Source organism: Paenibacillus sp. XP01 (genome assembly GCF_057364885.1).
Genome location: NZ_CP139481.1, coordinates 6,319,827 through 6,340,040, shown reverse-complemented (window position 1 = coordinate 6,340,040; position 20,214 = coordinate 6,319,827). Strand labels below are relative to the sequence as shown.

Genomic DNA, 20,214 nt, shown 5'->3' with positions numbered 1-20,214 from the left:
TCACTAATATACATGAACATTAACGTCTTCTGTCAAAATGACAACGAACAGCCACGGGCTTGGAAGTTAACGATTAATTTAATAATAAAGGTATTCTTAAATGTGGTATGCCCCTCAAGCAGACTGGTTAAATCCGTCTACTTCGAAGGGGCTTTTTCGTATTAGGCATGTTTTTGCTGTGTTTTTGAAGAGGGATATGTAGCCAGAGGCTAACCAACATGACTGCAGACGATGATGACCAAACTGTGTTGGAGTTCACTTGTTTTCCTACTAATTAGCAGAACAGTCTAAAATGTTACAACAGGGAGGGGTGAATATGGATTGTGGCAAGCTTAAGTTGCAGATCGAAGCAGCGAGACAGAAGCTCTATCAATTAAAGTTGGAATATGGAGATCTTCTACATCCCCTTGTTATACAGCAATCTATGGTCCTGGATGATCTGATTAATCAATACAATCATGTTAAAATAGAAAAGCCGATGGAATAATCCAATCGACTTTGGGCGAGAAACTTTTGGCGGGTCGCTCGCCTATATATTTTAACATAGTTATGGCGCGAAGTATTATGATTACATACATTCTTCTTTAACCATTATATTTTCGTTGGTTTATCTGAAATGGGGGGACATCAGATGCAATTGGTACAAATGAATGATCAGGAGTTTGCGCGTTTTCTGGACCGGGGCATTAAGGACTTTGCTCTGGATAAAGTGGAAGCGGGCACATGGGGGGAAGAAGAGGCGGAGCAGTTATCCCGTGAGTCCTATCGCCGATTTTTGCCTGAGGGCCTGCAGACGAAGGGAGCGTACATATACAACCTTATGCATGAGGTGGACGGAAATGTGGGCTATATCTGGTTTAACGTGACGGAGCATCTGCGCGGGAAAGAGGCGTTTCTGCTCGACATCGTCGTTGAAGAGGAGCATCGCGGCAAAGGATATGGAAAAGAAGCGATGGCCGCCTTGGAGCAAGCGGCTGCGGGTCTTGGCGTGAATCGCATCGGGCTGCATGTATTCGGGCATAATGTGCGGGCGAGCGAGTTGTACCGCAAGATGGGGTATGTCATTACGGACATGACCATGTACAAGGAGCTCGGGCGCTAACGAACATCAGCCACCTTATGTGGCCGATATGAAGCGTGATCCAACGCTAACAGATCTCAGCAACGTAATTTGACCCAAGGCTCATAGAAGATTGTGGATGATCTTCCTGCTCCGGTGCGCATGGAATTGGCAAACTTCCTTGATGCACCGGTGCTTGTCATATATAATGAGTAGGATTATTCGAACCGAACAAGTAATGAATGAGGAGTTGTCATATACATGGCTTTGAAAGCTGGTATCGTGGGTTTGCCGAACGTCGGGAAATCCACGCTGTTTAACGCAATCACGCAAGCTGGTGCCGAATCGGCCAACTATCCGTTCTGCACGATCGATCCTAATGTGGGCATCGTGGAAGTGCCGGATGAGCGCCTGGACAAACTGACCGAACTGGTAGAACCGAAGAAAACGGTACCTACGGCATTCGAATTCGTGGATATCGCGGGTCTGGTGCGCGGCGCGAGCAAAGGTGAAGGGCTTGGAAACAAGTTCTTGGCTCATATCCGCGAAGTGGACGCGATCGTGCATGTCGTTCGCTGCTTCGAGGACGAGAACATCACGCATGTGGACGGCAAGATCGATCCGATCAGCGACATTCAGACGATCAATCTGGAGCTGATCCTGGCCGATATCGAGAGCGTGGAGAAGCGTATCGAACGTTCCAAGAAAAACATGAAGGGCGGCAACAAACAATACGCGCAGGAAGTGGAATTGCTTGAGCGCATGAAGGCTGTTTTGTATGAAGACAAACCGGCGCGCAGCATGGACCTGACCGACGATGAGCGCCTGATCATCCGCGATTTGCACTTGTTGACCCTGAAGCCTGTGCTGTATGCGGCCAACGTGTCCGAGAATGAAATCGGCGATGTGGCCAACAATGCATATGTACAAAAAGTAAAAGAGTTCGCTGCTGCCGAGAACGCGGAAGTCGTGCCGATCAGCGCGAAGGTGGAAGAAGAGATTTCCGAGCTGGAAGGCGAGGACAAGCAAATGTTCCTCGAAGAGCTCGGCATTCAGGATTCCGGCCTGAACCTCCTGATTAAGGCGGCTTACAAATTGCTAGGCCTGTACACGTATTTCACTGCTGGCGTGCAAGAAGTACGCGCGTGGACCATCCGCAAAGGAACGAAAGCTCCAGGCGCGGCGGGCGTCATCCACAGTGACTTCGAGCGTGGATTTATCCGTGCAGAGGTGGTATCCTACGAGGATTTGGTTGCTGCAGGTTCCATGAATGGCGCCAAAGAGCGTGGGCAGCTTCGCCTCGAAGGCAAAGAGTATGTAGTGCAGGATGGCGACGTCATGCATTTCCGTTTCAACGTATAATTCGCCCGGCACGGATCAAGCTGGACGACAAATATAGAATGGTTCAAAAACCCTGGTTCTTCGCATGAAGATCGCAGGGTTTTTCAATACATGCAGACTGTAGGGACAAAAACGACTGCCAAACGCAGTCTGCCTTCTCCGAAAATTCATCGATATATAAGCTGAACCAATGATTTTTACACGGATTCACTACGTGGTCAGAACCATCTTCCGATCGCTGTTATCCCCAGATTTTTTTAATTCCCTTATGTAACGGGAAAATTCGGTGATAAAGGCGAACGCTCCGCTTCTCCAGATTCTTTCTGCCCTCTCCGTTTATCGTATAATGTCTAGTTCAACCTATATAGATGGTTTTTCTTTTAGGTTCTACGCCGGATTGCTGGCATCACCGTGGGTGATTATAATATTAGCAATATCAAGCGGAGGTGGGGGAATGGACGAAGCAATACCGTATATTCGTTACGATCAGACGTTGGTCGAGGCTGCATGTTTGCCGGAGGAAACGCGTCGGCTTTTGTTGGAACAGGGCCTGCCGCAGCTGCGCCATAACGATGAAGACGTGCTTGGCGTTCATTTTCAACCTCGTACGGACCGAGATTTCATCACGGACAAAGAAGGAAAGCTGAAACTGTTTCCGATCGGATACGAGTGGGAAGAAACTGCTGCCTGGCTTTGCGTGGAAACGGGAACGGGCCGAGTCTGCATCATGGATGCAGAGACGGGCGAGCTTGGCCGAATCAACGCTTCCTTGGCCGCATTCGTCGAATTTCTGAAGCGTTATGCAGATGTTATGCAGCAATTTTCCACCCGGGAAGAACCGACGATCCTCACGGCGGAGCAGGCTAGACTGAAGCTGGAAGCCTTTCGGCGCGGGGAGATCAAACCCGGAAACAAGAGCACCTCAATCGCCGCGCGAGAGAAAGCCGTTCAGGAACTTCGAGCATATTATATCGAAAAGGATCCCGCCAGCTTAGCCAGTGAAGATGCCTGGTGGAGCGTGGTGCTGGAACAGTTGGAAGATCATTTGCTGTAGGCTGCCAGCCTTATGAGCTACATTTCCTCGGCGTTGCCCCATCGTCCATGATAAATGACCGACTGCAAATCTCTTCTTTTTTCCCAGTTGGCCGTTTCCAGAATCGGTTTCGTCGGATAATGCTCCGTATATCCAATGGACAGTAAAGCGACAGGTTCGATATGCGGAGGAATGTTCAGGATGTCTCTAACGTCGTTTTTCTTGTAAAAGCTGACACAGCCCATACCAAGCCCTTCGGCGCAAGCGGCAAGCCACATATTCTGAATGGCGCAGGCGGTGGACATCAGGTCGGTTTCGGGAATGGAATTTCTCCCAAGGACATGGGACCCGCCGCGGGTCGGATCGGACGTGACGCAGATCGTGAGCGGGGCCTGCATGAGACCTTCGATTTTGATGCCGAGGAAGCGTTCTTTCTTTTCGTCCTCATAGTGGATGGCGAGCGCTCTCCGCTCTTTGTCGGCCGCCCAGGCGAGGCGGGATTTCGTATGTTCCTCCGTCACCAAAATAAAGCTCCATGGCTGCATGAAGCCGACCGATGGACCGTGATGGGCCGCATGCAGTATCCGGTCAATGGTATCTTTCGGAATGGGTGTATCCATAAAAGTTCGAATATCCCGCCTGGTATAAATGACTTTCGTTGAAGGCGAGAAGACTCCCTCCTCAAAAGCGTCAGCTTTAGGTGGGGGATGAATCGCCATTTTTTTCTATTCGGAACCGAACATATGTGCTATGATAATTGCAAGGAACGGAGGTGCATGGCATGTTCTTCCATAAAGCATACAAGTATCGGATCTACCCCAATCGTACACAGCAGCAGTGGATTCATCAGATGTTTGGATGTTGCCGGTTTGTGTTCAACCATTTTCTGGGGCAATGGAAGGATACGTTTGACGCCACGGGCAAGGGCTTGTCGTACCATGCTTGTGCCACGCAGCTCCCAGATCTAAAGCAAGAACATCCTTGGTTGAAAAAAACGGATAGTATCGCTCTACAATCGGCTGTTCGGCATGTAGCCGATAGCTTTGATCGTTTTTTCAAGAAGCAGACGCAGGCTCCGCGTTTCAAAAATCGTAAACATCCGGTGCAAAGCTACACTACTCGATATACGAATGGAAATATCGCTGTGAATGGGAGGAAGCTGAAGCTCCCCAAGCTGGGGTGGCTGCGTTTTGCAAACTCCCGCCCCTGTGAAGGACGCATTCTCTCGGCTACGGTACGGCGAAATGCCGCGGGGAAATATTTTGTTTCGCTCGTCTGTGAAGTGGAAATGAAGCCCTTGCGGGATAACGATAAGTCGGTAGGGATCGATCTGGGACTTAAAACGTTTGCGGTATCCTCCGAGGGTATGCGGGATACTCATCCGAAAGCCTTCAGCCGGTACGAAAAGAAGTTGGCATGCTGGCAACGGAGATTGGCCCGACGTACGAAAGACGGTACCAATTGGCAAAAAGCCAAACGGAAGGTCGCCCTGATCCACGAGAGAATGGTGAATATCCGCCATGACTTTTTGCACAAGCTGTCCACCAAGCTGATTCGTGAAAACCAAACGATCAGCATCGAGGACTTAAAGGTTTCAAACATGCTCAAGAATCACAAGCTGGCCAAATCGATCGCCGATGCGTCCTGGAGTGAGTTCAGAAGGCAGCTCACGTATAAAGCGGAATGGTACGGGCGTACCCTCAAGATTGCGAATACGTTTGCACCGACAAGTCAAACCTGCCATGTATGCGGAGCGCTACACCGCGAGGTGAAAGATCTTTCGATACGGCAATGGGTGTGTCCATCCTGCAAAACCCTCCATGATCGGGATGTTAATGCAGCCCGAAACATTAAGGATGTTGCCATATAGATCGTCATATCGCCCGAGAACTGTGGGGACCACAGGGATCGCTTGGTCCACTTCGAACCAAGAGGTTCGATTACCCAAGAATCCCCCACTTCAAGCGAAGGTTAAGTGGTGGGAGTGTTCAAACAGCGCTTCTTTTTCTTGTTCGCTAAACATGGCGACTCAGCTCCTGTGCAAAATAAATGGGCCGGGCTGGTTGGCAATGGATGCCGGAACGGGCACGGCCATATGATTGTAATATAAGTATAGCGGCGCTGGTTCGTATAGCCAATGAACGCCCTGTACAAAGCCTGAAAAGTATCTATTCAGGATGGATGTAATATGCTATAATTAAGAGTCGTGTACCTGTATTTACTTGTGTGCGCTGTTTCAGCAATGAAAGCGGGCAAACATGCAGCGTACAGGATTCTTTTTTAACCTAACCATCACAAGCAAAGGATTTGATGACGTTGTAGCGAGAGTGTGCGTCAGTCATTGAATGAAATGTTGCGGCAGGGCTTACAAGCAAGGCCCAAGGCATTGTGAACTATAGATTCGAAACATGGAAATGCATGAATGATGTTGCGATAGACGAAAGCGGAACAAAATAAAGCGCGAGGTGACGAAAATGTTGGATAAATTGCAAGCATTGGCTGATCGTTACGAGAAACTCAGCGAGCTGCTGTGTGACCCGGATGTAGCCAGCGACAACAAAAAATTGCGGGAGTATTCCAAAGAACAGTCGGATTTGCAGCCGACGTATGAAGCGTATAACGAATACAAGCAGGCCAGCGAAGATCTTGAAGCTGCCAAAGAAATGCAGGGCGAGAAGCTGGACGACGAGATGCGCGAAATGGTCAAAATGGAAATCGAGGAGCTCACGGCCCGCTTGAAGGAGCTGGAAGAGCGAATTCGCGTGCTTATGCTGCCGAAGGACCCTAACGACGATAAAAACGTCATCGTGGAGATTCGCGGCGCGGCCGGCGGGGACGAAGCCGCGCTGTTTGCGGCCGATCTGTACCGGATGTATACGCGTTATGCGGATACGCAAGGCTGGCGCGTGGAACTGATGGACGCCAATACGAACGACCTGGGCGGATTCAAAGAGGTCATCTTCCTGATCAACGGACGCGGCGCGTACAGCAAAATGAAATACGAGAGCGGCGCGCATCGCGTGCAGCGTATCCCTTCCACCGAATCCGGCGGACGGATCCATACGTCCACTTCGACGGTGGCGGTATTGCCCGAGGCCGAAGAAATCGACATCGAAATCCATGACAAGGACATTCGCGTAGATACGTTCTGTTCCAGCGGCGCGGGCGGACAGTCCGTCAACACGACGAAATCGGCGGTTCGCGTAACCCACGTTCCGACCGGCATCGTAGCAACTTGTCAGGACGGCAAATCGCAGAACTCCAACAAGGAGAAAGCGCTGCAGGTGCTTCGCACCCGGATCTATGACATGATGCGCCAGGAAGAAGAAGCGAAGTACGCGGGTGAACGGAAAAGCAAAGTGGGAACGGGGGACCGAAGCGAGCGGATTCGTACGTACAACTTCCCGCAAAGCCGCGTAACCGATCACCGTATCGGCCTGACCATGCACAAGCTGGATCAGATCATGAACGGCGAGATCGAAGAGATCGTGTCTGCGCTCACGATTGCCGAGCAGACCGAGATGATGGAAAGAGGAGAATAATCTGTGACTCAGGCGAAATTCGTGATGACGCCGGAGCAGAGCTGCCGGGAAGCCTTCGTGGAGGCTTCCTCTTTTTTGGAGAAGTGCGGCGTGACAGAGCCGCACAATAACGCCCGGCTGCTGCTGGAGCATGTACTCGGCCTCGAAGGGGCCGCGTACTACATGAAGCTGCCGGAGCCGTTCCCCGGCGAGCTGCGCAGCCGCTGGGAAACGGCCGTGACGCGCAAGGCCGCGGGCGAGCCTGCGCAATACATCATCGGCAGCCAGGAGTTTTACGGGCTGCCGTTCGAGGTCACGCCGGCCGTGCTGATTCCGCGGCCGGAGACCGAGCTGCTGGTCGAAGCCGTGCTGCGCGCGGCCGACCGCGTGTTTGCCGCCGGCGACGCGGTGCGCGCCGTCGACGTCGGCACGGGCAGCGGGGCCATCGCGGTGACGATGGCCGCGCAGCGCCCGCGCTGGCAGGTAGCCGCCGGGGACATCTCGGCGGCGGCGCTGCAAGTGGCCGCGCGGAACGCGGCGGCGAACGGCGTGCGGATCGACTTCCGTGAAGGCGATCTGCTGGCCCCGTTCGCGGGGGAGCGGCTGGACATCCTGGTGTCCAACCCGCCTTATATCCCGGCGGAGGATATCGCCGGGCTGCAGCCGGAGGTGCGCGACCATGAGCCGCGCACCGCGCTGGACGGCGGGCCGGACGGGCTTGCGCCGTACCGGATCATGCTGCGGCAGCTCGCGCTGCTGCCCGCGCCGCCGCAGGTGATCGGCTTTGAGCTTGGCCAAGGGCAGGCGCGCGACATTGCAGCCATGCTGGAGGCTGCCGGACACTGGCCGGAAATCGTCATCGTGCCGGACCTTGCCGGCATCGAACGTCACGTCCTCGGAATTCGCGCTTCGGAACCGGTGACAGAAGTGTAAGATTCGGCGGGTTTTCTTTTTGCCGCGAAATCCTCTACAATGGATATACCGAAGATTGTCGATATTTGGGGGAACGTAACGCATGCTCGATAAATTTAAAAAAATTGATTACACGATCGTCTTTATATTGCTGGTTCTGATGGCGATAAGTATCTTATCCATCTACAGTACAACGTTTGGCCGGCCTAAACTTGAATCACTCACCAAGGGTGCCGTGATGTTTTACATTTTGGGTTTTGTCGTCTTTTTTGGCATCTCGATGATTAACTACAACTTCATTATCAAAAATTACTTGTACATTTACGGTGCCGGCATGGCTTTGCTGGTCATCGTTACTTTCTTCGGTAAGGAGTACTATGGTGCCAAAGGTTGGTTGTCTGTATTTGGTGTCAGTTTGCAGCCTGCCGAGCTGTTCAAGCTCTGCCTGATCGTGTTTCTGTCAGCGCTGCTGGCGCGAAAGCCGAATCGGCGGCTGTATTTCGGCAGGGATGTCATTCCGGTATCCTTGTGCGTATTACCGCCGTTGCTGCTGGTTCTGCTGCAAAATGACTTGGGGAATGCACTCAGCTACGTGGTCATCCTGATCGGATTGCTCTGGATCGGCAACATTAAGTTTACGCATGCGTTGATCGGATTCGTCATTGCGGTTGCTGCTTTTATCGGCGGGACCCAGGCTTATATCCATTACCACGACGAAATCGTCAAGTTTCTGAAGGATATCGGCCGATCGCACTGGGCAGACCGCTTCGATCCTTGGCTTGTGCCGGACCAGACGTCACGGGACGTCTTGTGGCAAACGTATAATGCCAAGCTGGCTATCGGCTCGGGCGGCATTACTGGTAAAGGATATATGCAAGGCACGACCATTCAATCGAATCGCGTGCCTCTGGCTTATGCGGATTCCATCTTTGTACAGATCGGCGAGGAATTCGGTTTTGTCGGAGCGTCCGTACTGCTCTTGTTATACTTTATTCTCATTCACCGTCTTGTACTGATTGCACTGGAGTGTAAGGATCGAGCCGGACCTTATCTCATTGTGGGCATTATTGCGATGCTGCTCTACCAGATCTTCGTTAACATCGGTCCGTTTATCGGTCTGATGCCGTTGACGGGCATCACGCTGCCGTTTATCAGTTCCGGGGGTACTTCGCTTATGTTGAATATGCTTAGTATGGGGATCGCTATGAGCATCAAGGTGCATACCGAGGAGAATGAAGACATTCTCGGCACGACGGAGCAGCCAACCATCAGCGAACTGTTTGTGAAGCTGTTCAAGCGGAAGCGGCCGCAATCCGAGGAAGAGCAAGGGGATCTTGCCTGATGACAGGCTTAAGGTGATCTTCTGAACGTCAAGCCACCGTGGGATCGCCCTATCTTCACGGAATATGCAATCACGAAAATAACCCCGAAAGAAGAAGTGGAGTCATCCGCTCGTTCTTTCGGGGTTATTTCCATTTGTTCATTGTATTGGATATAATAGTGTTGCATCTGGGAAAAATTTCTTGATGCCTATTCCGTTTGTATCGCGTAAAGGTCGAGGGGGAGCAACGGCATGTGGAGCTTGTTGAAGAAGATGGATGGCGTTATTCTGTTCGTGCTGTTCCTGCTGATGATATTTAGCGTGGTTACGGTATACAGCGCTGTGCAGGCAAGTCCGGAACTGGGACGCCATCATATAAAGACACTGTTATTTTATGTCGCTGGTTTCGCAGCCGTGTTCGGTATTGGTCTGGTTAACTATAAGCTGTTCATCAAGTATGCGTTCTGGATTTACTGGGTCGGTATTATGTTGCTGATCCTCGTTCATTTTGTCGGGAATGCCATCAACAATGCCAATGGGTGGTTGCAGATCGGATCGTTCTCCCTTCAACCTGCGGAGCTTTTTAAGCTGGTGCTGATTTTGTTTCTGGCCAAACTCCTGCTGATCAGGACGAAACGGCCGCTTGGCTTCTGGCGGGATGTCGTTCCCATCGGATTGTGGACGTTCCTGCCGTTTGCTTTGGTCATGGCTCAGAACGATCTGGGCAACGCGCTTGGTTACGTTGTTATTTTGGCGGCCGTGCTTTGGATCGGGAATATCAAGCTGTCTCACGCTCTGATCGGTTTGGCGATCATAGGGGGTTCAATATTTGGCTTTGTACAGGCGTATACGACATACCATGATGAGATTTATACGTTTTTGGAAGCGGCGGATCGGGAGCATTGGGCAGAGCGGATCGATCCATGGCTCGTACCGGAGAAAGCGACGGCGAAGGCTTCCTGGCATACGAAAAACGCCGGGCTTGCGATCGGATCGGGCGGCATTACCGGGAAGGGGTACCTTCAAGGAACTTCGGTTCAAAGCGGAAGGGTGCCCTATACGTATTCGGATTCCATTTTCGTGGTCATTGCCGAGGAGTTCGGCTTCGTTGGCGGTTCGGTGCTGCTTCTGCTCTACTTTATCCTGATCCACCGGATGGTGCTGATCGCGCTTGAATGCAAGGATCGGACCGGACCTGTCATCATTGTGGGCGTGATCGGCATGCTGCTGTATCAGGTTTATGAAAATATCGGCGCATTCCTCGGCCTGATGCCGTTAACGGGAATTACGCTGCCTTTCATCAGTTACGGCGGGACGTCGCTGCTGATCAATATGGCGTGCATCGGATTTGTGATGAGCATCAAGCTGTACGGGCATGAAGAGGACGATGATTTTGGTTTTGCGGAACAGAGGAGCGGATTGTGGGGCCGGTTAAAAGGCAGGATGGGAACAGGCAAGATGACGGGATGATCCGGACGTGGTTGGTTCAAACGTACGGGAGAAAGCGCCGGAATATATATATTTTGCAATATTGCTAGATTCGTGAATTTAATAGGTTTACTTTCGTCTCCCCCGGGCATACTGATAGACATGAGAGAGTTGCAGGGAACATGACTACGGGAGCCAAGGGGGAGAATGGGATGAGCAGACGATTCGTGAAACAAATTGGACTTATTATAGCCTGTCTTATGATGGTAATTATGATGTGGGAAGGACAGAAAACGGATGCAGCCGTAGCGGCCGCGAACATTCCGGAGCAATCGATCCGTTTGCGCATTTTGGCCAACTCGGATTCCGCCGGAGACCAGCTCGTGAAACGCGAGATTCGCGATGCTGTCGTTGCCCAGATGGATCAGTGGGTATCGGAGCTGGACAACCCGCAGAGCATCGAGGATGCGCGTGCTGTCATCCGTCGCCATTTGCCCGAGCTGGAGGCGTTGGTGGGAGCGGAGCTTAAGAGTCGCGGGCTGAACTACGATTATCAGGTGGAGCTTGGGGTGGTTCCTTTTCCCACCAAACTGTATGGGGGTACCGTATATCCCGCCGGGGATTATGAGGCAGTGCGCGTAACACTGGGTAAAGGCGAGGGGCAAAATTGGTGGTGCGTTCTTTTTCCGCCGCTGTGCTTCATCGATGCAGGTACGGGCGATGCGTTGGCCAAGCCGACGACGGCGTCTGCCGCCGCTGCTGCCGAGCCTGGAGCTGCTAAAACCGCCGCGTCTGTTCAGGACGCTGCTCCGGAAGCGCGCTTCTTCTTGTGGGATTTGGCGGTCAATGTCTGGAGCTGGGTAACCGGATGGTTTGCTTGATGTTCATATCGATTCAACCAGGACGGTCTCCAAAGTGGGCACTGTCCTTTTTTTACGGCATGCTGCCGCGGCAGCGAGCCCGTCCGGGAGCAGCAGGGATGTGTTATAATTGGGGAACGACGCTGTTACCATATTTGTTGCAGGAAGGAACCTGACGAATATCTTGCGTTTGCAACGAAGAAGGATAAATACTAATGTATTGATGTTTGTTCGAGCGCTGGTGGCGTATAACTATATAAACCACAAAAACATACACACGCTAACGGAGAGGCAGAACCAATCTGAAGAAGCGAGGCGTGCGTATTTATCACCGGATTTTCCCTTAAAGAAAGAGGATTCGAAAAAATCTGGGGATAAGAGCGATCGGAAGATCGTACTGCACTCGCAGTGGCCTTGTGTGATTGATAGTGCGGTTTATATAGTATCCGTGCGAGCGAACATAACCTACTATGAACGTTTGGGAATGATGAATAGATGAACAGAGAACAAGAAGCGATGCAGCCGTTAAGCAACACGAATGGAAATGCAGGAGAGGCGGGCGTTGGTTTTCAACAAGGCCAGCCGATGAAGGATACGGTCATTTGGGACGTGAAGGTGCTGATCAACCCGGAAGATGGGGATGGAAAAAGGGAGAGCGCTTCTGCAAGGCAGCAGGCGCTCGCCGACTTGCAGGCTGCCGCAGCCTGCCTACGTCAAGGGGAAACCGTTGCCTTCCCGACCGAAACGGTGTACGGTCTCGGTGCAGATGCGCGCAGCACGGCAGCGGTGGAAGCCGTATTCGCCGCCAAGGGCCGGCCTTCCGACAACCCGCTGATCGTGCATATTGCCCGCCGGGACCAGCTGGATCCGCTGGTGACGGAGGTCAATGCCACTGCGGAAGCGCTGATGGATGCGTTTTGGCCTGGACCGCTTACGCTGGTGCTGCCTGTTAGAGAAGGCGCGGTATCGCCTCGCGTCACCGCCGGATTGGATACAGTGGGCGTGCGCATGCCGGACCATCCGGTTGCGCTGCAGCTGATCGCGGCGGCGGATTGCCCGGTCGCCGCGCCAAGCGCCAACCGCTCGGGGCGGCCAAGCCCTACGCTCGCGTCACATGTGCGCGAGGACCTGGCTGGCCGCATCGGCGGCATTGTGGACGGCGGCCCCACAGGGGTGGGCGTCGAGTCCACGGTGGTGCAGGCCGGTGACGACGGTACCGTCACCATCCTGCGCCCTGGCGGCATCACGGCGGAGCAGCTGTCCGCCGTGGCCGCCCGCGTCGCCACGGACCCGGGCCTGCTGGCCGAAGGGCCCGGCGGCGACGATCGCCCGGCGCCGCGCTCGCCGGGCGTGAAGTACACGCACTATGCGCCCGTTGGCGCGCTGTGCGTGGTGGAGGGGCCGCCTGATGCGGTGGCGGCCTGGATCGGCGCCGCCCTCGCGGAGGCGGCGCAGCGCGGGGAGCGCACCGCAGTGCTGGCGTTCGCCGAGCACGCGGAGCAGTACCGCGCCGACGCAGTGTTCTCGCTGGGCGAAGCCAGCGAGCTGGAGGAAGCTGCGCGCAGGCTGTACGCCGCGCTGCGCAGCTGCGATGAGCAGGGCGCCACGTATATTGTGGCGGAAGCCTGCTCGCGCGAAGGGCTTGGCGCAGCCGTCATGAATCGGCTGCTCAAGGCGGCGAGCCACCGACTGATTCAGGTCGGATGACCCGCCGGGAGCGGCCCGCGGCGCTATGCTCGGGTGCGCCGCACCGCGCTTTCGCGGCTCCACCGCAGCATGCCCGGTCAGACGCATCACCTCCAGTCGCCTCGACCTCGCCCGTGCTTACAGGGCATGCACTACGCTTTGTTCTGCGCCTGCCCGGTCGGTCTGCCGCACCCCGTTACGTCCCGTCCAGCTCTAACGAACCCTGGTCACGTTATTTGGCGCGAAATAGCGCTCGTGATTGTGCAGCGAACCTGAGGCACGCTACGGGATATGAAATGGCGTGTAGAAGGCCACTTTCAGCGAAATAACGTTACTGAAGCTCGTTAGAATTGGAACGGTCATCATTTTGATGAAATAAGACTGCTGATGTTCGTCAGCACCCTGATTACATCCTCCATCCGCCCATTCCTTGCCCGAACGGCGATAAAGCGAATCGTTTGGCCCGACGCTGCCGGGTTTCCGGCAGCCTCTTATTATCCCTGGTCATGTTTATGGCCTTGTCCGCATATCGTGTACAAGAATCTTTACGGGACATGGGGGAATGGGAATGTGGGATGTATCTGCCCATGTGGGGCAGCTGGTAACCATTTTGATCATGGCTGTGGCTCTTGGGCTGGATGCCTTTTCTCTGGGGATCGGCATCGGCATGAAAGGCATACGGTTGCGGGATGTGCTGAAGATCAGCACGGTGACGGCCTTGTTTCACGTCATCATGCCATTGATCGGCATGGTGACGGGCAAATACGTCAGTGCCCTGTTGGGGGATATCACGACATATGCGGCGGGTGGTTTGCTTATCTTGCTAGGTGGGCATATGATTTGGAACGCCTTTCGCGAAGGGGATACCAAGCTGGTTGATCACCGTACCATGCTGGGGGTCACGTTATTCTCGTTCAGCGTAAGCATAGACTCGTTCTCGGTTGGGGTATCGCTGGGCATGTTTAGCAGCAATTTGTTGCTCACCGTGCTGGCATTCGGGATTTGCGGCGGCGTGATGTCCATCATGGGCCTTTTGCTCGGACGGCGTGTCAGTCAAAATCTTGGCGATTACGGCGAGGCTGTCGGGGGAGCGATCTTGTTAGCTTTCGGGCTGCTCTTTATTTTCTGAACGTTGTGCGGTGTACATGTTTTCAACAGGGCTTAACCATCCTATAATAGCAAGAAAGCATCGATAGAACGGGTCCGGTTTATTCGAATATGAAAATATATCGATGGATGCTTGGTCCATAGTTTCATAAAGCATCCGAGTACTGCATGTGAAAGCCGATATTTCAAGCAACAAACGGTTAAACGAAGTTCGCCTGTGCAAAAAAACGCTTCGTTAGCGTTTTTTACGGGATTTATGGCGTTATTCATATATGGACATCATTTTAAATGGGGAGGCTTGCACGATGAAACATATTTTGTTTGTATGCACCGGAAATACATGCCGCAGCCCCATGGCTGAAGGACTGATGCGCAAGCTGGCAGCCGATCGGGGGATCGAGGTGGAGGTGCGTTCCGCCGGGGTTGCGGCGACGACGGGTATGCCGATTTCCCATCATGCGGAAGCGGTTTTGCGGGATCATGACGTCCGCGGCCCCGAACACTCCACGCAGCTGAATGCCGATCTGATCGAATGGGCGGATCTTGTGCTTACGCTGACCAGAGGGCACAAGCAGCATGTTATTCAAGTGTTTCCAGACTCGGTCCACAAAACGTATACGCTGAAAGAGTACGTGGAAGACGATGAACAGGTTATGAACGACTTGCAGGAACTGGACAGCCTGTTCGCCACGCTGGAGATGAAACGAGCGCTCGGCCAGGAAATTTCAGCAGACGAGCGCGAGCGTGCCATCGAGATTCGTCAACGTATCCCGAGCTTTGACATCTCCGACCCGTTCGGCGGGAGCCGGGATGATTACAATGTGGCCGCAGCTGAAATTCGCACCGCGCTGGACCGATTGCTGGACAAACTGGAATAGCGTCTGCAGAGCATAAGGCTGTTGTTCGTCAAGATGGGATGACATTGTCAAACAGGACATCGAGTGTAAATTTCCCGTTGATTTTAAGCGCGGGTTGATTTATGATGAAATGGAAAACAGGGATCTGGTGTAACTGGCGACAAAAGTGGGTTTAACCACGGTGGAGCACCAGAACAAACGGCCGGTCGCCTGGGCAAAAGAGCAATTCTGCGATACCCGCAGACTGCTCTTTTTTCGTATTTCGTCCGTTTATTCGCTATAATGGTACCTGAAATGCCACGCATGCATGCGAGACAATCCAGAGGAAGAAGGGCATGATTTAATCGGGAGGCGATAGGATGACAACGGAGTTGGATTCGCATCAACCCGGATTGCAGGAGCAGACCGCAGCGGTGTTGCGTGAACTGGCGATTGCGGGCAAGCTTGGGCCTGGGCAGATCGTGGTGATCGGTACCAGCACAAGCGAGGTTGCAGGCAAACGGATTGGTACGGGCGGTGCCTTTGAAGTTGCCCAGCAGCTGCTTGACGGTATTCGCGAGGTACAACAGGAATTCGGTTTCGACACGGCGTTTCAGTGCTGCGAGCATTTGAATCGTGCTCTGGTCATGGAACGTTCGGTGTTGACGCGCCTTGGATTGACCGAGGTGGGAGCCGTTCCGGTGCCAAAGGCAGGCGGCTCCATGGCAGCCGCGGCCTATCGCTCGCTGGCGAAACCATGTCTGGCTGAACATGTGCAGGCCCATGCGGGGGTGGACATCGGAGAAACGATGATTGGCATGCATTTGCGCCATGTTGCAGTACCTTTTCGCACGACTCTTCGCTATATCGGCGAAGCGCGGGTAACGGCCGCGTTGACCCGGCCCAAACTCATCGGCGGGGAACGCGCGGTGTATCGTTTGGACGAAGAGCTTGATTCAACATTTTGTGACTGACTAACTTCATTTATAAACGGGAGGAATTTAATCATGGAACAATTGCGCAAGAGTGACCCGGCAGTACTGGAAGCGATGAATCTCGAATTGAAACGTCAACGCAACAACATCGAGCTGATCGCATCCGAGAACATCGTCAGCGAAGCGGTAATTGAAGCGATGGGTTCTGTACTGACGAACAAATATGCCGAAGGATATCCGGGCAAACGCTACTATGGCGGATGCGAACACGTGGATATCGTTGAGGATATCGCGCGCGATCGCGCAAAAGAGCTGTTTGGTGCGGAGCATGTTAACGTACAGCCCCATTCCGGTGCACAAGCGAACATGGCGGTATATTTGGCAGCGCTGAAACCAGGTGACACCGTGCTCGGCATGAACCTGGCCCATGGCGGACACTTGACGCACGGCAGCCCGGTCAATGCATCCGGTCTGTTGTACAATTTCGTGGCTTACGGCGTACAGGAAGACACGTTCATGATTGATTACGACGAAGTTCGCAAAGCGGCATTCAAACATCGTCCCCGCCTGATCGTTGCCGGTGCAAGTGCATATCCGCGCACGATCGATTTCGAAAAGCTTGCCGCCATCGCCAATGATGTAGGCGCGTTGTTCATGGTCGACATGGCTCACATCGCTGGCCTTGTGGCTGCCGGATTGCATCCAAGCCCGGTTCCGCATGCTCATTTCGTAACGACAACGACGCACAAAACGCTGCGCGGACCTCGCGGCGGTATGATTCTGTGCCGCAAATCGTGGGCAGCGGCGATCGACAAAGCCGTATTCCCTGGTTCCCAAGGCGGGCCGCTGATGCACGTCATCGCATCCAAAGCGGTAGCCCTTGGCGAAGCATTGCAGCCTTCTTTCAAAACATATGCTCAAAACGTCGTGAAAAATGCGCAAGTTCTGGCTGAAACGCTCATCAGCGAAGGCTTGAACATCGTTTCCGGCGGTACGGACAACCACTTGATGCTCATCGACACTCGCAGCGTGAACATTACTGGTAAAGACGCGGAGCATGTGCTCGATTCCATTGGTATCACCGTCAACAAAAACGCCATTCCTTTCGATCCGACCAGCCCGTTCATCACAAGCGGCATCCGGATCGGTACGCCTGCGGCAACGTCGCGCGGCATGGATGAGGAAGCGATGGTTGCGATCGGTAAAATCATTGCCAAAACGTTGAAAAACCCGAAAGATACAGCGATTCTGGATGAAGCGCGCAGCGAAGTAACGAAGCTGACCGACAAATTCCCGCTGTACACTGACCTGAAATACTAGAATTTACTTCTTCAAGGACCGGACACTATGTTTCCGGTCCTGTTTTTGTAGGATTCGTTTTTCTGTAATGATTCGATGTCCTTGGAGGGTGTAATTCGGTGTGGGTGATGATATAATATACAGGATTTATCGGGCCGGATGAATGATCGTCAGGCGATATTGGATAAGCTGTACATTGAAGAACTTACCGGAGGGACAAATTAAGATGCGAAAATTGGTAATATGTGATCATCCTTTGATTCAACACAAACTGACGTTTATTCGCGACATGCGTACAAATACGAAAGATTTCCGCGAACTCGTGGACGAGGTAGCCACATTGATGGCCTACGAGATTACGAGAGAGATTCCGTTGGAATCGATCGACGTTCAGACTCCTGTTGCCCAAACGAAAGGAAAAGTGATTTCGGGCCGCATGCTCGGACTGGTGCCGATCCTGCGCGCAGGCCTGGGTATGCTGGATGGCGTCGTGAAATTGCTGCCTGCAGCGAAGGTTGGCCATGTCGGCTTGTTCCGTGACCCGGAAACGCTGCAGCCTGTCGAATACTACACCAAACTGCCTACGGATGTGACGGAACGCGAGTTGATCGTGATCGACCCGATGCTGGCCACCGGCGGATCGGCCATCGCTGCGATTGACGTGCTCAAAAAGCGCGGCTGCACCCAAATCAAAATGATGAACCTTGTAGCAGCACCGGAAGGCGTAAAGGCTGTTCATGATGCTCACCCGGATGTAGACATTTACGTGGCTGCATTGGACGAGTGCCTGAATGACCATGGATACATCGTTCCCGGACTGGGAGATGCAGGAGACCGCCTGTACGGCACAAAATAAGCGCACGTCTCTGTGCGGTAGTAGAAAAGGGGCTTTGCTCGAATGTCCAACAAAATCAAAGTAATGACGATTTTCGGCGTGCGGCCGGAAGCGATCAAAATGGCTCCGCTCATTTTGGAACTGCAGAAGTATCCTGAATCGATCGAGTCGATCGTGTGCGTAACGGCACAGCATCGCCAGATGCTGGATCAGGTTCTCGAGGTGTTCAACATTAAACCGGACTACGATCTGGATGTCATGAAAGAACGTCAGACGTTGAACGAAATCAGCATCCGCGTATTGCAAGGGCTCGAACCTGTACTTCGCGAAGCGAAACCGGATATCGTATTGGTTCATGGGGATACGCTGACGACGTTCCTGGCCAGTTATGCCGCTTTCATGCAGCAGATTCAAGTGGGGCACGTGGAAGCTGGGCTTCGGACATGGAACAAGCTTTCTCCATATCCCGAAGAGATGAACCGTCAGCTTACGGGCGTATTGGCAGATATGCATTTTGCGCCGACGGACTGGTCTGCCTCGAACCTCGCCAAAGAAAATAAACCGGAGTCTAGTACCTACGTCACAGGCAATACGATCACGGATGTGTTTCAATATACAGTACGGCAGGGTTATACACATCCGGTACTTGATTGGGCTCAAGGCAAACGCCTTGTGCTGATGACAGCTCACCGCCGTGAATCCCAAGGCGAGCCTCACCGCAACATTTTCCGGGCCGTCAAACGGATTGCCGACGAGTTCGAAGATATTGCCATCGTGTACCCGGTGCATCCAAGTCCTGCTGTGAAGGAGCCGGCTCACGAAATTTTGGGAGATCATCCCCGAATTAAACTTATTGATCCGCTAGACGTAGTGGATTTGCATAACTTTTACCCGCATACTCACTTGATTTTGACCGATTCAGGCGGTTTGCAGGAAGAAGCGCCTTCGTTTGGCGTGCCTGTCCTTGTTCTTCGGGATACGACGGAGCGTCCCGAGGGCATCGAAGCTGGCACCCTGGAGCTTGTCGGGACGAGTGAGGAACGCGTTTATGAACGGACACGGGCTTTGCTAACGGACGATACACTCTATGAAAGCATGAGTCAGGCTGCTAATCCGTACGGTGACGGACAGGCTTCGGAAAGAATTGTCAATGCGATTTTGCACCATTTTGGCAGGAAAGACGAAAGACCGGAATCATTTCACAGAAAATTCAAAAAATAATTTACTTTTTTTGTTCGATTCACGAAGGGTACAGCATACAGTTAAACTGTACGGTTTACGCGGGTTTATGGGCTTTTGAGGGCTTATAAATCCGTCGTTTTACCCTTTAAAACGCTAAAATCATTCAATTGACAAAGACTCTCATCATTCAGTAAAATTAACTGGGATTGCAAGGGTGGCGTGGAAAATGGCCGATTCGAACAAACCAAATTCATCCCGTAACCATGATGATAACGTGTGGAAAGCGATGGGGCTCGTGACAGCTTTTGGGATCGAGATTGCCGTCCTCGCCGTTGCCGGATATTTCGTCGGCTCCTGGGTAGACAAGACCTTTGGAACTACCGGAATATGGACCGCCGTAAGCGTTCTCTTTTTTCTGGCGGCAGGCGGCGTGAGCATCTACTTTATCGCGAAAAAATTCATGGGGGAAAGTGATGAGTGAACTAACCAGACTTCGCAAATGGATGACAGTGTGCGTTATGACCATCCTCATGATCTGTTTCCTGATTGCCGCATTGTTTCCCGACATCCAGACGATCGCAGTCGGACTGGCTTTGGGCGTAGGCATCAGCTGGATCAATGCTTCCTATCTCGGACGTAAAGTGAGGATTATGTCGGAAGATGCGGCTGGGGGTAATTTGAAGAGGGTAAATCTGGGATTTTTGACAAGGGCGGCACTTGCGGTGCTCGGTGTTTTTCTGGCGATGCGGTATCCGCAGTACTTCAATACATACGCGGTCGTGGGTGGCCTCGTCTTTGCGCAATTTTCCCTCCTATTTATAGGGATCATCTTATCCCGCAACACAGAATCATAGAACT

At 52.9% G+C, this 20,214-nt stretch carries 20 protein-coding genes and 1 riboswitch; of the genes, 19 read left to right on the top strand and 1 reads right to left on the bottom strand.

Annotated elements, in window-relative coordinates; translation table 11 throughout:
* Positions 1-292 precede the first annotated feature (292 nt).
* The 4 genes from SNR34_RS28620 (at position 293) to SNR34_RS28605 (ending at position 3,455) form a co-directional block, all read left to right on the top strand.
* Complete coding sequence (locus SNR34_RS28620; RefSeq protein WP_486180695.1) at positions 293-487, top strand: aspartyl-phosphate phosphatase Spo0E family protein; 195 nt, start codon at positions 293-295, stop codon at positions 485-487.
* A gap of 144 nt (positions 488-631) precedes the next feature.
* Positions 632-1,102 carry a GNAT family N-acetyltransferase gene (locus SNR34_RS28615; RefSeq protein WP_486180694.1) on the top strand — a complete coding sequence of 157 codons (471 nt, stop codon included), beginning with the start codon at positions 632-634 and terminating at the stop codon, positions 1,100-1,102.
* 219 nt (positions 1,103-1,321) lie between these two features.
* The gene (gene ychF / locus SNR34_RS28610) at positions 1,322-2,422 is read left to right on the top strand and encodes a redox-regulated ATPase YchF (protein WP_236413049.1); all 1,101 of its coding nucleotides are present in this window, start codon (positions 1,322-1,324) and stop codon (positions 2,420-2,422) included.
* A gap of 433 nt (positions 2,423-2,855) precedes the next feature.
* Positions 2,856-3,455: an SUKH-4 family immunity protein gene (locus SNR34_RS28605; RefSeq protein ID WP_339274976.1), complete on the top strand. Its 600-nt coding sequence runs from the start codon at positions 2,856-2,858 to the stop codon at positions 3,453-3,455.
* Positions 3,456-3,472: 17 nt separating this feature from the next.
* Here the strand turns inward: SNR34_RS28605 and bluB are convergent, their stop codons facing one another.
* Positions 3,473-4,147, bottom strand: a complete 675-nt coding sequence (gene bluB / locus SNR34_RS28600; protein ID WP_486182525.1) for a 5,6-dimethylbenzimidazole synthase — start codon at positions 4,145-4,147, stop codon at positions 3,473-3,475.
* 68 nt (positions 4,148-4,215) lie between these two features.
* Here bluB and tnpB point away from each other — a divergent pair, with 68 nt between their 5' ends.
* The 15 genes from tnpB to SNR34_RS28525 all read left to right on the top strand — a co-directional run bounded on the left by tnpB (position 4,216) and on the right by SNR34_RS28525 (position 20,210).
* Complete coding sequence (gene tnpB / locus SNR34_RS28595; protein WP_486180693.1) at positions 4,216-5,304, top strand: IS200/IS605 family element RNA-guided endonuclease TnpB; 1,089 nt, start codon at positions 4,216-4,218, stop codon at positions 5,302-5,304.
* A gap of 604 nt (positions 5,305-5,908) precedes the next feature.
* Positions 5,909-6,976 carry a peptide chain release factor 1 gene (gene prfA, locus SNR34_RS28590; RefSeq protein ID WP_236413043.1) on the top strand — a complete coding sequence of 356 codons (1,068 nt, stop codon included), beginning with the start codon at positions 5,909-5,911 and terminating at the stop codon, positions 6,974-6,976.
* A gap of 24 nt (positions 6,977-7,000) precedes the next feature.
* Positions 7,001-7,888 carry a peptide chain release factor N(5)-glutamine methyltransferase gene (prmC, locus tag SNR34_RS28585; protein WP_236413710.1) on the top strand — a complete coding sequence of 296 codons (888 nt, stop codon included), beginning with the start codon at positions 7,001-7,003 and terminating at the stop codon, positions 7,886-7,888.
* Between the two features lie 82 nt (positions 7,889-7,970).
* Complete coding sequence (locus SNR34_RS28580) at positions 7,971-9,209, top strand: FtsW/RodA/SpoVE family cell cycle protein (RefSeq protein WP_236413041.1); 1,239 nt, start codon at positions 7,971-7,973, stop codon at positions 9,207-9,209.
* 231 nt (positions 9,210-9,440) lie between these two features.
* Positions 9,441-10,658, top strand: coding sequence for an FtsW/RodA/SpoVE family cell cycle protein (locus tag SNR34_RS28575; RefSeq protein ID WP_486180692.1), 1,218 nt, complete (start codon positions 9,441-9,443; stop codon positions 10,656-10,658).
* A 170-nt stretch (positions 10,659-10,828) separates the two neighbouring features.
* A complete protein-coding gene (spoIIR, locus tag SNR34_RS28570; protein ID WP_486180691.1) occupies positions 10,829-11,497 on the top strand; it encodes a stage II sporulation protein R in 669 nt (222 codons plus the stop codon).
* 564 nt (positions 11,498-12,061) lie between these two features.
* A complete protein-coding gene (locus tag SNR34_RS28565) occupies positions 12,062-13,183 on the top strand; it encodes an L-threonylcarbamoyladenylate synthase (protein WP_486182524.1) in 1,122 nt (373 codons plus the stop codon).
* Between the two features lie 547 nt (positions 13,184-13,730).
* Positions 13,731-14,291, top strand: coding sequence for a manganese efflux pump MntP (locus SNR34_RS28560; protein ID WP_236413035.1), 561 nt, complete (start codon positions 13,731-13,733; stop codon positions 14,289-14,291).
* Positions 14,292-14,574: 283 nt separating this feature from the next.
* Positions 14,575-15,147, top strand: coding sequence for a low molecular weight protein arginine phosphatase (locus tag SNR34_RS28555; protein ID WP_236413032.1), 573 nt, complete (start codon positions 14,575-14,577; stop codon positions 15,145-15,147).
* Positions 15,148-15,266: 119 nt separating this feature from the next.
* A riboswitch (ZMP/ZTP riboswitch) is annotated at positions 15,267-15,349 on the top strand.
* 136 nt (positions 15,350-15,485) lie between these two features.
* A complete protein-coding gene (locus tag SNR34_RS28550) occupies positions 15,486-16,079 on the top strand; it encodes a TIGR01440 family protein (protein WP_236413031.1) in 594 nt (197 codons plus the stop codon).
* A gap of 30 nt (positions 16,080-16,109) precedes the next feature.
* Positions 16,110-17,360, top strand: coding sequence for a serine hydroxymethyltransferase (locus SNR34_RS28545; RefSeq protein WP_486182523.1), 1,251 nt, complete (start codon positions 16,110-16,112; stop codon positions 17,358-17,360).
* 205 nt (positions 17,361-17,565) lie between these two features.
* A complete protein-coding gene (gene upp, locus SNR34_RS28540; protein WP_236413027.1) occupies positions 17,566-18,195 on the top strand; it encodes a uracil phosphoribosyltransferase in 630 nt (209 codons plus the stop codon).
* A gap of 42 nt (positions 18,196-18,237) precedes the next feature.
* A complete protein-coding gene (wecB, locus tag SNR34_RS28535) occupies positions 18,238-19,395 on the top strand; it encodes a non-hydrolyzing UDP-N-acetylglucosamine 2-epimerase (RefSeq protein ID WP_236413026.1) in 1,158 nt (385 codons plus the stop codon).
* 187 nt (positions 19,396-19,582) lie between these two features.
* Positions 19,583-19,837, top strand: coding sequence for an AtpZ/AtpI family protein (locus SNR34_RS28530; RefSeq protein ID WP_236413025.1), 255 nt, complete (start codon positions 19,583-19,585; stop codon positions 19,835-19,837).
* A complete protein-coding gene (locus tag SNR34_RS28525) occupies positions 19,830-20,210 on the top strand; it encodes an ATP synthase subunit I (RefSeq protein WP_236413024.1) in 381 nt (126 codons plus the stop codon). Before SNR34_RS28530 ends, SNR34_RS28525 begins: the two co-directional genes overlap by 8 nt.
* The last annotated feature ends 4 nt before the right edge of the window (positions 20,211-20,214 follow it).

Coding starts and splice junctions, on each gene's coding strand:
- SNR34_RS28575 (WP_486180692.1), top strand. CDS start 9,441: ATGTGGAGCTTGTTGAAGAAGATGGATGGCGTTATTCTGTTCGTGCTG.
- SNR34_RS28530 (WP_236413025.1), top strand. CDS start 19,583: ATGGCCGATTCGAACAAACCAAATTCATCCCGTAACCATGATGATAAC.
- SNR34_RS28620 (WP_486180695.1), top strand. CDS start 293: ATGTTACAACAGGGAGGGGTGAATATGGATTGTGGCAAGCTTAAGTTG.
- spoIIR (WP_486180691.1), top strand. CDS start 10,829: ATGAGCAGACGATTCGTGAAACAAATTGGACTTATTATAGCCTGTCTT.
- ychF (WP_236413049.1), top strand. CDS start 1,322: ATGGCTTTGAAAGCTGGTATCGTGGGTTTGCCGAACGTCGGGAAATCC.
- SNR34_RS28565 (WP_486182524.1), top strand. CDS start 12,062: ATGAAGGATACGGTCATTTGGGACGTGAAGGTGCTGATCAACCCGGAA.
- prfA (WP_236413043.1), top strand. CDS start 5,909: ATGTTGGATAAATTGCAAGCATTGGCTGATCGTTACGAGAAACTCAGC.
- SNR34_RS28615 (WP_486180694.1), top strand. CDS start 632: ATGCAATTGGTACAAATGAATGATCAGGAGTTTGCGCGTTTTCTGGAC.
- SNR34_RS28580 (WP_236413041.1), top strand. CDS start 7,971: ATGCTCGATAAATTTAAAAAAATTGATTACACGATCGTCTTTATATTG.
- SNR34_RS28525 (WP_236413024.1), top strand. CDS start 19,830: ATGAGTGAACTAACCAGACTTCGCAAATGGATGACAGTGTGCGTTATG.
- tnpB (WP_486180693.1), top strand. CDS start 4,216: ATGTTCTTCCATAAAGCATACAAGTATCGGATCTACCCCAATCGTACA.
- wecB (WP_236413026.1), top strand. CDS start 18,238: ATGTCCAACAAAATCAAAGTAATGACGATTTTCGGCGTGCGGCCGGAA.
- SNR34_RS28555 (WP_236413032.1), top strand. CDS start 14,575: ATGAAACATATTTTGTTTGTATGCACCGGAAATACATGCCGCAGCCCC.
- SNR34_RS28560 (WP_236413035.1), top strand. CDS start 13,731: ATGTGGGATGTATCTGCCCATGTGGGGCAGCTGGTAACCATTTTGATC.
- SNR34_RS28550 (WP_236413031.1), top strand. CDS start 15,486: ATGACAACGGAGTTGGATTCGCATCAACCCGGATTGCAGGAGCAGACC.
- prmC (WP_236413710.1), top strand. CDS start 7,001: ATGACGCCGGAGCAGAGCTGCCGGGAAGCCTTCGTGGAGGCTTCCTCT.
- upp (WP_236413027.1), top strand. CDS start 17,566: ATGCGAAAATTGGTAATATGTGATCATCCTTTGATTCAACACAAACTG.
- SNR34_RS28605 (WP_339274976.1), top strand. CDS start 2,856: ATGGACGAAGCAATACCGTATATTCGTTACGATCAGACGTTGGTCGAG.